This window comes from Streptomyces sp. NPDC048604, assembly GCF_043199435.1.
In the GTDB taxonomy this organism is placed as follows: Bacteria; Actinomycetota; Actinomycetes; order Streptomycetales; family Streptomycetaceae; genus Streptomyces.
Map to the genome: position 1 here is coordinate 30,163 of NZ_JBICVX010000010.1, position 13,309 is coordinate 43,471.

Annotated in this window: 11 protein-coding genes; 6 read left to right on the top strand and 5 right to left on the bottom strand. The window is 71.6% G+C overall.

Translation table 11 applies throughout. From position 1 onward, the window contains the following. The first annotated feature begins 163 nt into the window (after nt 1-163). The 3 genes from ACGFMM_RS21040 to ACGFMM_RS21050 all read left to right on the top strand — a co-directional run bounded on the left by ACGFMM_RS21040 (nt 164) and on the right by ACGFMM_RS21050 (nt 3,526). Complete coding sequence (locus ACGFMM_RS21040) at nt 164-808, top strand: TetR/AcrR family transcriptional regulator (RefSeq protein WP_393647902.1); 645 nt, start codon at nt 164-166, stop codon at nt 806-808. 92 nt (nt 809-900) lie between these two features. Continuing rightward, entirely contained in the window at nt 901-1,215 is a 315-nt protein-coding gene (locus ACGFMM_RS21045; protein ID WP_393647903.1) for a heavy-metal-associated domain-containing protein, read from the top strand. 100 nt (nt 1,216-1,315) lie between these two features. Beyond that, nucleotides 1,316-3,526, top strand: a complete 2,211-nt coding sequence (locus ACGFMM_RS21050; RefSeq protein WP_393647904.1) for a heavy metal translocating P-type ATPase — start codon at nt 1,316-1,318, stop codon at nt 3,524-3,526. 362 nt (nt 3,527-3,888) lie between these two features. Here the strand turns inward: ACGFMM_RS21050 and ACGFMM_RS21055 are convergent, their stop codons facing one another. Then, nucleotides 3,889-5,178, bottom strand: coding sequence for a citrate synthase (locus ACGFMM_RS21055; RefSeq protein ID WP_393647905.1), 1,290 nt, complete (start codon nt 5,176-5,178; stop codon nt 3,889-3,891). A gap of 133 nt (nt 5,179-5,311) precedes the next feature. After that, a complete protein-coding gene (locus tag ACGFMM_RS21060; protein WP_393647906.1) occupies nt 5,312-7,567 on the bottom strand; it encodes an ATP-dependent RecD-like DNA helicase in 2,256 nt (751 codons plus the stop codon). A 122-nt stretch (nt 7,568-7,689) separates the two neighbouring features. Between ACGFMM_RS21060 and ACGFMM_RS21065 the strand changes: the two genes are divergently transcribed. Both ACGFMM_RS21065 and ACGFMM_RS21070 read left to right on the top strand, forming a co-directional pair. Continuing rightward, nucleotides 7,690-8,511 carry a Scr1 family TA system antitoxin-like transcriptional regulator gene (locus tag ACGFMM_RS21065; protein ID WP_393647907.1) on the top strand — a complete coding sequence of 274 codons (822 nt, stop codon included), beginning with the start codon at nt 7,690-7,692 and terminating at the stop codon, nt 8,509-8,511. Next, a complete protein-coding gene (locus ACGFMM_RS21070) occupies nt 8,498-8,722 on the top strand; it encodes a DUF397 domain-containing protein (RefSeq protein WP_393647908.1) in 225 nt (74 codons plus the stop codon). Before ACGFMM_RS21065 ends, ACGFMM_RS21070 begins: the two co-directional genes overlap by 14 nt. 161 nt (nt 8,723-8,883) lie before the next feature. Here ACGFMM_RS21070 and ACGFMM_RS21075 read toward each other — a convergent pair whose 3' ends face one another. The 3 genes from ACGFMM_RS21075 to ACGFMM_RS21085 are packed head-to-tail and all read right to left on the bottom strand — an operon-like array spanning nt 8,884 to nt 11,995. After that, on the bottom strand, nt 8,884-9,666 hold the full coding sequence (locus ACGFMM_RS21075; protein ID WP_393648132.1) for a sugar phosphate isomerase/epimerase family protein: 783 nt from the start codon (nt 9,664-9,666) through the stop codon (nt 8,884-8,886). Nucleotides 9,667-9,692: 26 nt separating this feature from the next. Beyond that, nucleotides 9,693-10,847, bottom strand: a complete 1,155-nt coding sequence (locus tag ACGFMM_RS21080) for a dihydrodipicolinate synthase family protein (RefSeq protein ID WP_393647909.1) — start codon at nt 10,845-10,847, stop codon at nt 9,693-9,695. Then, nucleotides 10,844-11,995 carry a Gfo/Idh/MocA family protein gene (locus ACGFMM_RS21085; protein WP_393647910.1) on the bottom strand — a complete coding sequence of 384 codons (1,152 nt, stop codon included), beginning with the start codon at nt 11,993-11,995 and terminating at the stop codon, nt 10,844-10,846. Before ACGFMM_RS21085 ends, ACGFMM_RS21080 begins: the two co-directional genes overlap by 4 nt. A gap of 106 nt (nt 11,996-12,101) precedes the next feature. Between ACGFMM_RS21085 and ACGFMM_RS21090 the strand changes: the two genes are divergently transcribed. Then, nucleotides 12,102-13,148 (top strand): LacI family DNA-binding transcriptional regulator, encoded by a 1,047-nt coding sequence (locus tag ACGFMM_RS21090; protein WP_393647911.1) that lies wholly within the window; start codon nt 12,102-12,104, stop codon nt 13,146-13,148. The last annotated feature ends 161 nt before the right edge of the window (nt 13,149-13,309 follow it).

The following is a 13,309-nucleotide window of genomic DNA, read 5'->3' on the forward strand; positions in this document are numbered from 1 at the left end:
GACGCGGTGTCCCCTTCACCGAGACCCGTGCGCCCGCTTCCGGGCAGGTCGCAGGGTCGACTCATTGCCATACACTGGCAAACACGAGACATCGCTCGCGTTTTCCTAGAATGCGAGCGAGCGCTCGTGTTTGTCAAACGCGTCACGAAAGCTGGGGACATCCATGTCCGAGGAACCCGCGCCGCGCCGCCGGCAGGCCCGCGGCGAACGCCGGATCGCGCAGCTGCTGCAGGCCGCCGCGAGCGTCTTCTGCCGCACGGGGTACGCGGCGGCCAGCACCAATGCCATCGCCCGCGAGGCGAAGGTCTCCCCCGGCACGCTCTACCAGTACTTCCCCAACAAGGAGGCGATCGCCGTCGAGCTCGGCGACCGCCTGCTGCAGGAGATGCGCGAGACCCAGGGGCTCGCCTTCGACCGGGCCGACCTGGAGCTCCCGCTGCCGGAGCTGGTGGACGCGGTACTGGAGCCGGTGATCGAGTTCAACTGCCGCAATCCGGCCTTCCTCGCCCTCATGCACGGCAGCGGCGACGTGCCCGGCCGGATCGCCGAGGAGCACGAGGCGGTGCACGAGTCGATGCTCACCCGGGTCGGCGGCCTGATCGAGGCCATGGCCCCCGGCCTGGACGCCGGTGAGCGCAGGTGGATCGCCGCCATGGCTCTCGGGATCGTCAAGGCCGGGCTCGATCTGGTCCTCGCCGCCCCCGAGGGCGCGGAGCGGGACGGGACCGTCGCCGAGCTGAAGCGCGCCCTCGTCCGCTATCTCGACCCGCTCTACACACCGCGGCGGCTCGGCGCGCCGCACCGTTGATCGGTACCCCCCAGGGGTATAGAGTGTGGTTCCGTGACCGGGCATCACACCGCACTGCCCGAAAGAGCACTGCCCCGAAAGAGGAGAACGCCATGACCGCCGAGACGAAGACCGAGCTTCCCCAGGCCACCGGCTCCTGCTGCTCGTCCACCGGCTCCTGCCACGACGGCGCGGCGGACGTCCGGGCCGGCGGCGTCACCACGGTCTACGAGGTCAAGGGCATGACCTGCGGGCACTGCGAGGGCGCGGTCAGCAGCGAGATCTCCGAGCTCGCCGGCGTCACCTCCGTGACGGCCGTGGCCGCCACCGGCACGGTCACCGTGGTCTCCGAGGCCCCGCTCGACCGCGCCGCCGTGGCCGACGCCGTGGACGAGGCCGGGTACGAACTGGTCGGCGTCCAGGCCTGAGCCGTCCGATCCGGGCCCGCACTACGGGCCCGGCCCCCGCAGCAGCCCCGCAGGGTCGTACCGTGGCAACGGTACGACCCTGTTCGCGTCGGGAAGGCACATGACCTCCAGCAGCACCACAGAGCTCCTCGTCGGCGGCATGACCTGCGCCTCCTGCGCGGCCCGCGTGGAGAAGAAGCTCAACCGGATGGACGGCGTGACCGCCACCGTCAACTACGCGACGGAGAAGGCACACGTCGAGCATCCGGCGGAGGTCTCGGTCGACGACCTCATCGCGACGGTCGTCAGGACCGGCTACACCGCCGAACTGCCCCCGCCGCCGGAACCGGAACCGGAATCCGAGTCCCCGACGAGGGTGCCCGCCGACGAGGCCGCCTCCCTCAGGCAGCGCCTGCTCGTCTCCGCGGTCCTCTCCGCGCCCGTGATCCTGCTCGCCATGGTCCCCGCGCTCCAGTTCGACGACTGGCAGTGGCTGAGCCTCACCCTCGCCGCCCCCGTCGTCGTCTGGGGCGGGCTGCCCTTCCACCGCGCCGCCTGGACCAACCTCAGGCACGGCGCGGCCACCATGGACACCCTGGTCTCACTCGGCACCGTCGCCGCCTTCGGCTGGTCCCTGTGGGCGCTGTTCCTCGGCGACGCCGGAATGCCGGGAATGCGGCACGGCTTCGACCTCACGGTCTCCCGCTCCGACGCCGCCGCCACGATCTACCTGGAGGTCGCGGCCGGAGTCACCACGTTCATCCTGCTCGGCCGCTGGCTGGAGGCCCGCGCCAAGCGGAAGGCGGGCGCGGCGCTCCGGGCCCTCATGGAGCTCGGCGCGAAGGACGTGGCGGTCCTGCGAGCGGGCGCGGAGGTCCGCGTCCCGGTCACGGAACTGCGCGTCGGCGACCGGTTCGTCGTACGCCCGGGGGAGAAGGTCGCCACCGACGGCACCGTCGTCGAGGGCGCCTCCGCCGTCGACGCCTCGATGCTCACCGGCGAGTCCGTCCCCGTGGACGTGACCGTCGGCGACGCCGTCACCGGAGCGACCCTGAACGCCGGCGGCCGGCTCGTCGTCGAGGCCGGCCGGGTCGGCGCCGACACCCAGCTCGCCCGGATGGCGAAGCTGGTCGAGGACGCCCAGAACGGCAAGGCCGAGGTGCAGCGCCTCGCCGACCGGATCTCCGCCGTCTTCGTCCCCGCCGTCCTCCTGATCGCGCTGGTCACCCTCGCCTTCTGGCTCGGTACGGGCGCGGGCACCACCGCCGCGTTCACCGCCGCCGTGGCCGTGCTGATCATCGCCTGCCCCTGCGCGCTCGGCCTGGCCACGCCCACCGCCCTCATGGTCGGCACCGGCCGCGGCGCGCAGCTCGGCATCCTGATCAAGGGCCCCGAGGTGCTGGAGTCCACCCGTCGCGTCGACACGGTCGTCCTCGACAAGACCGGCACGGTCACCACCGGCCGCATGGAGCTGCGCAAGGCGTACGCCGAGGGCGGCACGGACGAGAACGAGCTGCTGCGCCTCGCCGGCGCCCTGGAACACGCCTCGGAGCACCCGGTCGCCCGCGCGATCGCGGCCGGGGCGGCGCAGCGCGTGGGCGAGCTGCCGTCGGTGACCGGCTTCGAGAACGTGCCCGGCCTCGGCGTCCGCGGCACGGTCGACGGCCACCGCGTACTGGCCGGCCGCCCGGCGCTCCTGGAGGCGGCCGGGATCGTGCCGCCGCCGCTGCCGGACGACCGCGGGAGCACCGTCGTCGCGGTCGCCTGGGACGGGGTCGCCCGCGGCGTCCTCACCGTCGCGGACGCGGTGAAGGAGACCAGCCCCGAGGCGGTCGCCCGGCTGCGCGCCCTGGGCCTGGCCCCGGTGCTGCTGACCGGGGACAACCGGGCCGTCGCCGAGGCCGTGGCGGCGCAGGTGGGCATCGACGAGGTGATCGCCGAGGTGCTGCCCGAGGAGAAGGTCGCGGTGGTCGAGCGGCTGAAGGCCGAGGGCCGGACGGTCGCCATGGTCGGCGACGGGGTCAACGACGCGGCCGCGCTGGCCGTCGCGGACCTGGGCCTGGCGATGGGCACGGGGACCGACGCCGCGATCGAGGCCGGCGACCTGACCCTCGTCCGCGGGGACCTGCGGGTCGCAGCCGACGCGATCCGGCTCTCCCGGCGGACCCTCGCGACGATCAGGGGCAACCTGTTCTGGGCCTTCGGCTACAACGTGGCCGCGCTGCCGCTCGCCGCGGCCGGACTGCTCAACCCGATGATCGCGGGGCTCGCGATGGCCTTTTCGTCCGTTTTCGTAGTGTCCAACAGCCTGCGACTTCGGGCGTTCACGTGAAATCACGTTCACGTGACGCACAGGACCTTCACAAAGAGATCTAGATCACAGATATTTAGGGGTAACCATCTGGGCTGTTCGCGAGTCTAAGTGGGCGATGCCGAGAACGTCTTGGGGGACGTTCATGGGATGTCTTGGGGGACGTCCCAGGCAAGCGTTGGCCGGGGCACGTGCACCGGGGAGCTTTGAGCGGCCCTCCCGTACGTACGTACCCCGGCAGACCGCGCACAGACGCCCGGCCCGGATCCCGTGGGGGGAATCCGCACCGGGAATATGGGAAGCGCCCCGTTCGCCGACCCGTGGGGGGATCGGCGGCGGGGCGCTTTTCGTCACGAAGGGCTCGGCGAGCCCTCAGCAACCGCTCAGCGGGCCTCGACCGGGACGAAGTCGCGCAGGACCTCGCCCGTGTAGATCTGGCGCGGGCGGCCGATGCGGGAGCCCGGCTCCTTGATCATCTCGTGCCACTGGGCGATCCAGCCCGGCAGCCGGCCCAGGGCGAAGAGCACGGTGAACATCTCGGTCGGGAAGCCCATCGCGCGGTAGATCAGACCCGTGTAGAAGTCCACGTTCGGGTAGAGGTTGCGCGAGACGAAGTAGTCGTCGGAGAGCGCGTGCTCCTCCAGCTTCAGCGCGATGTCCAGCAGCTCGTCGGACTTGCCGAGCGCGGAGAGGACGTCGTGCGCCGCCGCCTTGATGATCTTGGCGCGGGGGTCGAAGGACTTGTACACCCGGTGGCCGAAGCCCATCAGGCGGACGCCGTCCTCCTTGTTCTTCACCTTGCGGATGAAGGAGTCGACGTCGCCGCCGTTGGCCTGGATGCCCTCGAGCATCTCCAGGACGGACTGGTTGGCGCCGCCGTGCAGGGGGCCCCACAGCGCCGAGATGCCCGCGGAGATCGAGGCGAACATGTTCGCCTGCGAGGAGCCGACCAGACGCACGGTGGAGGTCGAACAGTTCTGCTCGTGGTCCGCGTGCAGGATCAGCAGCTTGTCCAGGGCGGAGACCACGACCGGGTCGAGGTCGTAGTCCTGGGCCGGCACCGAGAACGTCATCCGCAGGAAGTTCTCGACGTAGCCGAGGTCGTTGCGCGGGTAGACGAACGGGTGGCCGACCGACTTCTTGTACGCGTACGCCGCGATCGTCGGCAGCTTGGCCAGCAGCCGGATCGTGGACAGGTGACGCTGCGTCTCGTCGAACGGGTTGTGGCTGTCCTGGTAGAAGGTGGACAGCGCGGAGACCACCGACGACAGCATCGCCATCGGGTGGGCGTCCCGCGGGAAGCCGCGGAAGAAGTTCTTGACGTCCTCGTGGACCAGCGTGTGCTGGGTGATCTCGTTCTGGAAGACGTTGAGCTCGTCCGTCTTCGGCAGCTCACCGTTGATCAGGAGGTACGCCACCTCCAGGAAGGTGGACTGCTCGGCGAGCTGCTCGATGGGGTAGCCGCGGTACCGCAGGATGCCCTTCTCGCCGTCCAGGTAGGTGATGGCGGATTTATAGGCGGCGGTGTTGCCGTAACCGCTGTCCAGCGTGACCAGACCGGTCTGGGCCCGGAGCTTCCCGATGTCGAAGCCCTTGTCGCCGACGGTGCTCTCGACCACCGGGTAGGTGTATTCACCGTCCGCGTACCGCAGTACTACAGAGTTGTCGCTCACGTCATCCCTCACCGACGTAGTGCCTCTTCTTCGAGGTGCCCTGACTGTCTCTACCATCCCCCATTTGGCTCAGCAGAGTGCACTCGGGGTCGACCATTGGGCCATTCGGCGGCACTCAGTGCCGCCAACCTGCTCATCCTGCCCCCTTCGCCCCGGTTGGGGAAAGTCCGCCGAGCCGGTGGGCGAGTGCCGTGCACCTCCGGCCCGCCGAGACGGTGCGCACCGCCTGGCCGATCGCCTTGCGCGAACCGACCAGTACGACCAGTTTCTTCGCCCGGGTCACGGCGGTGTAGAGAAGGTTCCGCTGGAGCATCATCCAGGCCCCCGTGGTGATCGGGATCACGACCGCGGGGTACTCGCTGCCCTGCGAACGGTGGATGGTCACAGCGTAGGCATGGGCCAGCTCGTCCAGCTCGTCGAAGTCGTACGGCACCTCCTCGTCCTCGTCCGTGCGCACGGTCAGCCGCTGCTCCACCGGGTCGAGGCCGGTGACCACGCCCACGGTGCCGTTGAAGACGCCGTTCGCTCCCTTGTCGTAGTTGTTGCGGATCTGGGTGACCTTGTCGCCGACCCGGAAGACCCGGCCGCCGAAGCGCTTCTCGGGCAGGTCGGGGCGGGCCGGCGTGATGGCCTGCTGGAGCAGGCCGTTGAGGGTGCCCGCGCCCGCCGGGCCGCGGTGCATCGGGGCGAGGACCTGCACGTCGCGGCGCGGGTCGAGGCCGAACTTGGCCGGAATACGGCGGGCCGCGACCTCGACCGCGAGCCGGCCGGCGTCCTCCGTCTCGTCCTCGGCGAACAGGAAGAAGTCCGGCAGCCCGGTGGTGAGCGGGTGCTGCCCCGCGTTGATCCGGTGCGCGTTGGTGACCACGCCGGACTGCTGGGCCTGCCGGAAGATCCGGGTCAGCCGGACCGCGGGCACCGGACTGTCCGGGGCCAGCAGATCGCCCAGCACCTCGCCGGCGCCGACCGACGGCAGCTGGTCCACGTCCCCCACCAGCAGCAGATGGGCGCCCGGGGCCACCGCCTTGACCAGCTTGTTCGCCAGCAGCAGGTCCAGCATGGACGCCTCGTCGACCACCACCAGATCCGCGTCGAGCGGCCGGTCCCGGTCGTACGCGGCGTCCCCGCCGGGCTTGAGCTCGAGCAGCCGGTGGACGGTGGAGGCCTCCGCGCCGGTCAGCTCGGCGAGCCGCTTGGCGGCCCGCCCGGTGGGCGCGGCCAGCACGACCTTGGCCTTCCGGGCGCGGGCCAGCTCCACGATGGAGCGGACCGTGAACGACTTGCCGCAGCCCGGACCGCCGGTCAGCACCGCGACCTTGCGGGTGAGGGCGAGCCGGACCGCCTCCTCCTGCTCCGGCGCGAGCGACGCCCCCGTACGCCGGGCCAGCCAGGCCAGCGCCCGGCCCCAGTCCACGTCCGCGAAGCCCGCCAGCCGGTCCTCGGGCGTGCGCAGCAGCCGCAGCACCTGGGCGGCCAGGGAGAGCTCGGCGCGGTGGAACGGGATCAGGTAGACGGCCGTGACCGGCTGCCCCTCGGGCCCCGGCACCTTCTCCCGCACCACCCCCTCCGGGTCCTCGGCCAGCTCGCCGAGGCAGTCGATGACCAGCCCGGTGTCCACCTGGAGCAGCTTCACCGCGTCGGAGATCAGCTGCTCCTCGGGCAGGAAGCAATGCCCATGGTCGGTGGACTGCGACAGCGCGTACTGGATGCCGGCCTTGACCCGCTCGGGGCTGTCGTGGGGTATGCCGACCGCCTGGGCGATCCGGTCGGCGGTGAGGAAGCCGATGCCCCAGACGTCGGCGGCCAGCCGGTAGGGCTGGTTCTTCACGACGGAGATCGAGGCGTCCCCGTACTTCTTGTAGATCCGCACCGCGATGGAGGTGGAGACCCCGACGGTCTGGAGGAAGACCATGACCTCCTTGATGGCCTTCTGCTCCTCCCAGGCGGCGGCGATCTTCTTCGTCCGCTTCGGCCCGAGTCCGGGCACCTCGATGAGCCGGGCGGGCTCCTTCTCGATGATGTCGAGAGTCTCAAGCCCGAAATGGCTCGTGATGCGGTCCGCGAAGACCGGCCCGATGCCCTTGACGAGCCCGGAGCCGAGATAGCGGCGGATGCCCTGGATGGTCGCGGGCAGCAGCGTCGTGTAGTTCTCGACGGTGAACTGCTTGCCGTACTGCGGATGGGAGCCCCAGCGCCCCTCCATCCGCAGCGACTCCCCCGGCTGCGCGCCGAGCAGCGACCCCACCACCGTCAGCAGATCCCCGCTGCCGCGCCCGGTGTCGACGCGGGCGACGGTGTAGCCGTTCTCCTCGTTGGCGTACGTGATGCGCTCGAGCACGCCTTCCAGCACGGCCATCCGCGGGCCGGCGTCGGACATGGGACTGGACATGCCCCGACGTTAGCGAAGACCTCGGACATCACGGTTCGCACATCCGTCGCCATCTGTGGACAACTCATCACAGATCGGAGTCGCCCTCGCTACGCTGCCTGTGGTGGAAGGGAGTTGGTCGCATGCAGGGCCGAAAACCGCGGACACCGCGCGAGAAGTACGGGGAGGAGCTGAGACTCCGGCGGGTGGCCGCCGGACTCACGCAGGAGCAGCTGAGCGAGCAGGTGGTGTGCTCGCGCACGCACATCGCCCACTTCGAGGCGGGCAGACGCCTCCCGATCCGGGACGACGCCCGGCGGATCGACCGGGCGCTGGGGACGGACGGGTTCTTCGAACGGTGGTTGGAGGACTTGGAGTCCAAGTACACCGACCACTTCGCAGCCGTGGCAGAGCTGGAGCAACAGGCCACGGTCATTCAGCAGTTCGCCCTGACGCTTGTCCCGGGTGTGCTTCAGACGGACGATTACGCCCGCGCGCTGTTCCGCGCCTATAGCCCTAATCACACAGCCGAGGAGCTCGACGAATCCGTCGACATCCGCACGAAGCGTCGTCGCATCCTCGACGGGCCGGCGCAGCCGGTCATCTGGACCCTTCTCGACGAGGCCGTCCTGCGCCGCCGCGTCGGCGGCCGGCGGGTGATGGCCGAGCAGTTGGGGAAGGTCGCCGACCTGGCCGAGGAGGGTCGGCTGCGCCTGCACGTCGTCCCGAACGAGGTGGGCGCACACGCTCTTCAGCAGAGTCTGCTCACGCTCATGACCTTCCAGGACTCCGCACCCGTGGCCTACGTCGAAGGCTTTCTGACCGGAAACCTGATGGATGATCCGGCTCTGGTGAGCGCTTGTCACACCGCCTACGCTCTCGCTCTGAGCGACGCATTGTCGCAACAGGAGTCACTCGCCCTGGTGAGGGCGGCAGCAGAGGAACATGCAGATGGCCAGCAGTGAGCACACCGTCTCCGACTCGTCCGCCCTGGCCGGGTGGTTCAAGTCGAGCTACAGCGGCGGCGACCAGGGCGAGTGCCTGGAAGCAGCCCGTGGCCACGCCTGCGTGCCCGTCCGCGACAGCAAGGCCGTGACCGGCCCCGTCGTCGTCTTCTCCACCGACGGCTGGTCGGTCTTCGTCGCCGCGATCAAGGACGGCCACTTCGAGGTCTGAGAAAGCTACTGGGGGCCCGGTCCTCCTGGACCGGGCCCCACGCGCTCCCCCTCCGTGCCAGGCCTTCCTCGATCCCCCCAGATCCCCTCCCCGGAAGCCCTGACGCCCAGTGAGACTGCCGTCACCCGGAAAGGGTTGTACGGATGCGGGCGGTAATTTTTTCAGGAGTCGGCGAGGGCTTCGAAGCGCTTCAGGGTCTCCTCCAGGACCTCCACCCCGTCCCGTGCCCACAGGTCGTCGTTGAAGAGTTCGACCTCCACGGGCCCGGTGTGCCCGGCCGCCTCGACCAGGTCGCACCAGGCCGCCAGGTCGATCACGCCGTGGCCCAGCTGCCCGCGGCCGGTGAGGACTCCGGCGGGGAGCGGGACGGTCCAGTCGGCGAGCTGGAAGGAGTGCAGGCGGCCTTCCGCGCCTGCGCGGGCGACCGCCGCCGGGGCGCGGTCGTCCCACCAGACGTGGTACGTGTCCACGACCACGCCGACCTGCTCGGCGGGGAAGGGCGCGGCGAGGTCCAGGGCCTGGTCCAGGGTGGACACGGCGCAGCGGTCCGCCGTGTACATGGGGTGGAGGGGTTCGATGGCGAGGCGGACTCCGCGCCGGGCGGCGTACGGGGCCAGGGCGGCGATCCCGTCGGCGATCCGGGCCCGCGCGGCGGGGAGGTCGCGGCTGCCGGCGGGCAGTCCTCCGGAGACCAGGACGAGCGTGTCCGTGCCGAGGGCGGCGGCCTCGTCGACGGCGGCGCGGTTGTCTGCCTCCCGGCCGTCGGCGGTGAAGAAGCCGCCGCGGCACAGGCTGGTGACGGTCAGTCCGGCGTCCCGGACGAGCGCGGCGGCGGCCTCGACCCCGTACGCCCGGACCGGCTCGCGCCAGAGGCCGACCCCGCGGATGCCGAGCCGGACGCAGTGGGCGACCAGGTCCGGCAGGGACAGCTGCTTCACCGTCATCTGGTTGATCGAGAAGCGGTCGCGGTTCACCGGTCGACTCCGTACACCGTGAGGAGGGATTTCATGCGCTGCTCGGCGAGGCCGGGATCCGGGAACAGGCCCAGTCCGTCGGCGAGTTCGTATGCGCGGGCCAGGTGCGGGAGGGAGCGGGCGGACTGCAGGCCGCCGACCATCACGAAGTGGTCCTGGTGGCCGGCCAGCCAGGCCAGGAACACCACGCCCGTCTTGTAGTAGCGGGTGGGGGGCTGGAACAGGTGGCGGGACAGCTCCACGCTCGGGTCGAGCAGCGCCCGGAAGCCCTCGACGTCCCCGGTGTCCAGGACCCGTACCGCCCGCGCCGCCAGCGGGCCCAGCGGGTCGAAGATCCCGAGCAGCGCGTGGCTGAAGCCCTTCGCGTCGCCGGCGATCAGCTCCGGGTAGTGGAAGTCGTCGCCCGTGTAGCAGCGGACGCCCTGCGGGAGCCGGCGGCGCAGCTCGATCTCGCGCCCCGCGTCGAGCAGGGAGATCTTGACCCCGTCGACCTTGTCCGGGTGTTCGGCGACGACCTGGAGGAACGTCTCGGTGGCGGCGTCCAGGTCGGCCGAGCCCCAGTAGCCCTCCAGGGCCGGGTCGAACATCGGGCCGAGCCAGTGCAGGATCACCGGCTCGGCGGACTGGCGCAGCAGATGCGTGTACGTGTCGAGGTAGTCGTCGGGGTCCTCGGCGGCCGCCGCGAGGGCCCGGGAGGCCATCAGGACCGGCCGGGAGCCGGTCTCCTCGACGAGCGCGAGCTGCTCCTCGTACGCCTCGCGGACGGTCACCAGGTCGGCGGGGCCGGTGAGCTGGTCGGTGCCGACGCCGCAGGCGATCCGCCCGCCGACGGCCTTCGCCTCGGCGGCGGACCGGCGGATCAGCTCGGCCGCGCCGGCCCAGTCGAGGCCCATGCCGCGCTGTGCGGTGTCCATCGCCTCGGCGACCCTGAGGCCGTGCGCCCACAGGTGCCGGCGGAAGGCGAGCGTGGCGTCCCAGTCGACGGCGGCGGGCCCGTCGGGTGAGACGTCGGCGTACGGGTCGGCGACGACATGGGCGGCGGAGTAGACCGTGCGGGAGCGCAGTTCGTCCTCCCCCGCCGGCGGGTGCGCGGAGGCCGGCCTCGGCTCGTACGCGCGCGGTCCCCCGCCCGCCTGCGGCAGCCGGATCACAGCATGACCTCCGGGACCTCGATGCGGCGGCCCTCGGCCGACGAGCGCAGCCCCAGCTCCGCGAGCTGCACACCGCGGGCGCCCGCCAGCAGGTCCCAGTGGTACGGCTCGCCGGCGACCACATGGCGCAGGAACAGCTCCCACTGGGCCTTGAAGCCGTTGTCGAACTCGGTGTTGTCCGGGACCTCCTGCCACTGCTCCCGGAACGACTCCGTAGCGGGCACGTCCGGGTTCCAGACCGGCTTCGGAGTCGCCGAGCGGTGCTGGACACGGCAGTTGCGCAGCCCCGCCACCGCCGAGCCGTGCGTGCCGTCGACCTGGAACTCCACCAGCTCGTCGCGGTCGACCCGGACCGCCCAGGAGGAGTTGATCTGCGCGACCGCCCCGCCCTCCAGCCGGAAGATGCCGTACGCGGCGTCGTCGGCGGTCGCCTCGTACGGCTTGCCGCGCTCGTCCCAGCGGCGCGGGATGTGCGTGGCGACCTGGGCGGTCACGCTCGTCACCCGGCCGAACAGCTCGTGCAGCACGTACTCCCAGTGCGGGAACATGTCGACGACGATCCCGCCGCCGTCCTCGGCGCGGTAGTTCCACGACGGGCGCTGCGCCTCCTGCCAGTCGCCCTCGAAGACCCAGTAGCCGAACTCGCCGCGCACGGACAGGATCTCGCCGAAGAAGCCGCCGTCGATCAGCCGCTTCAGCTTCCGCAGACCCGGCAGGAACAGCTTGTCCTGGACGCAGCCGTGCCGGATGCCGGCGGCCTCGGCCAGGCGGGCCAGTTCCAGCGCGCCGGCGAGGTCACCGGCCGTGGGCTTCTCGGTGTAGACGTGCTTGCCCGCGGCGATCGCCTGCTTGATCGCGTCGACGCGGGCGGCGGTGACCTGTGCGTCGAAGTAGATCTCGACGGTGTCGTCGGCGAGGACCGCGTCGAGGTCGGTCGACCACTCGGTGAGGCCGTGCCGCCCGGCCATCTCGCGCAGCGCGTGCTCACGGCGGCCGACCAGCACCGGTTCGGGCCACAGCACCTCGCCGTCGCCGAGCGGGAGCCCGCCCTGCTCGCGGATCGCGAGGACGGAGCGTACGAGGTGCTGGCGGTAGCCCATCCGTCCCGTGACGCCGTTCATGGCGATCCGGACTGTCCTGCGTGTCACGTCGCAACCTCCGAGCCGATAGAAAGCGCTTTCTACGAGGGGGGACGCTAGCCTGCCGACTACACCTCGGACAAGGGGTGGGCCCGACTCTCCCCGGAGGTACGCGATGACCGTCACGCTGGCCGACGTGGCCGCGCGCGCACGGGTGTCCCCGGCCACCGTCTCCCGCGTCCTGAACGGCAACTACCCGGTCGCCGAGGCCACCCGCGAGCGGGTGCTGCGGGCCGTGGACGAGCTGGACTACGTGCTGAACGGCCCCGCGAGCTCACTGGCCGCCGCCACGTCCGACCTGGTCGGCATCCTGGTCAACGACATCGCCGACCCCTTCTTCGGGATCATCGCGGGCGCGGCGCAGAGCGCGATCGGCGCGAGCGCGTCGGGGCGGGCCGGCGGGGAGAAACTGGCCGTGGTCTGCAACACGGGCGGCTCGCCGGAGCGGGAGCTCATGTACCTGACGCTGCTCCAGCGCCAGCGGGCCGCGGCGGTGGTGCTGACCGGCGGCTCGTTCGAGGACCCGGCGCACGTGGCGGCGACGACGGCGAAGCTGGCGCGGCTCGCGGAGGCCGGTACGCGGGTGGTGCTGTGCGGGCGGCCGCCGGTGCCCGGGGACACCACGGCGGCGACGCTCGCCTTCGACAACCGGGGCGGGGCGCGCAAGCTCACCCAGCATCTCCTCGGCCTGGGCCACCGCCGGATCGGGCACATCATGGGCCCCGAGCGGTACACGACGACCCGGCACCGCCTGGAGGGCCACCGGTCCGCGCTCGCGGCGGCGGGCCTCGGCGACGCGCCCACGGTCCACGCGCCGTACGAGCGGACCGCGGGCTACGAGGCGGCGCGCGAACTCCTGCGCCGCGACCCGGATCTGACGGCGATCGTCGCGGCGAGCGACACGGTCGCCCTCGGCGCCTGCGCCGCGCTGCGGGACCTGGGCCGGAGCATCCCCGGCGACGTGTCGGTGACCGGCTTCGACGACCTGCCGTTCGCCATCGACACGGCCCCGGCGCTGACGACGGTCCGCCTCCCCCTCCAGGAGGCCGGCCACCGCGCGGGCCTCCTGGCGACGGGCGCGGAGGCCGTGCCGGACGGCGGGGTGGCGACGATCGAGGCGGAGCTGGTCGTCCGCGATTCGACAGCCCCGCCACGGGGCTGACCGCGCGTCAGCGGGTGCAAAAGGGCCGCCACCGGCGCGGGTTGGGGGGCGCGCCGGTGGCGGGGCGCTGTCGGGTGCGCCGCGGCTGGGAGGGGGAGCGCGTCGCGGAGTCCGGCCAGCGGGAGTTGGACGGGGCGGGGCGGAGGTCGGTTCCCCGGGGC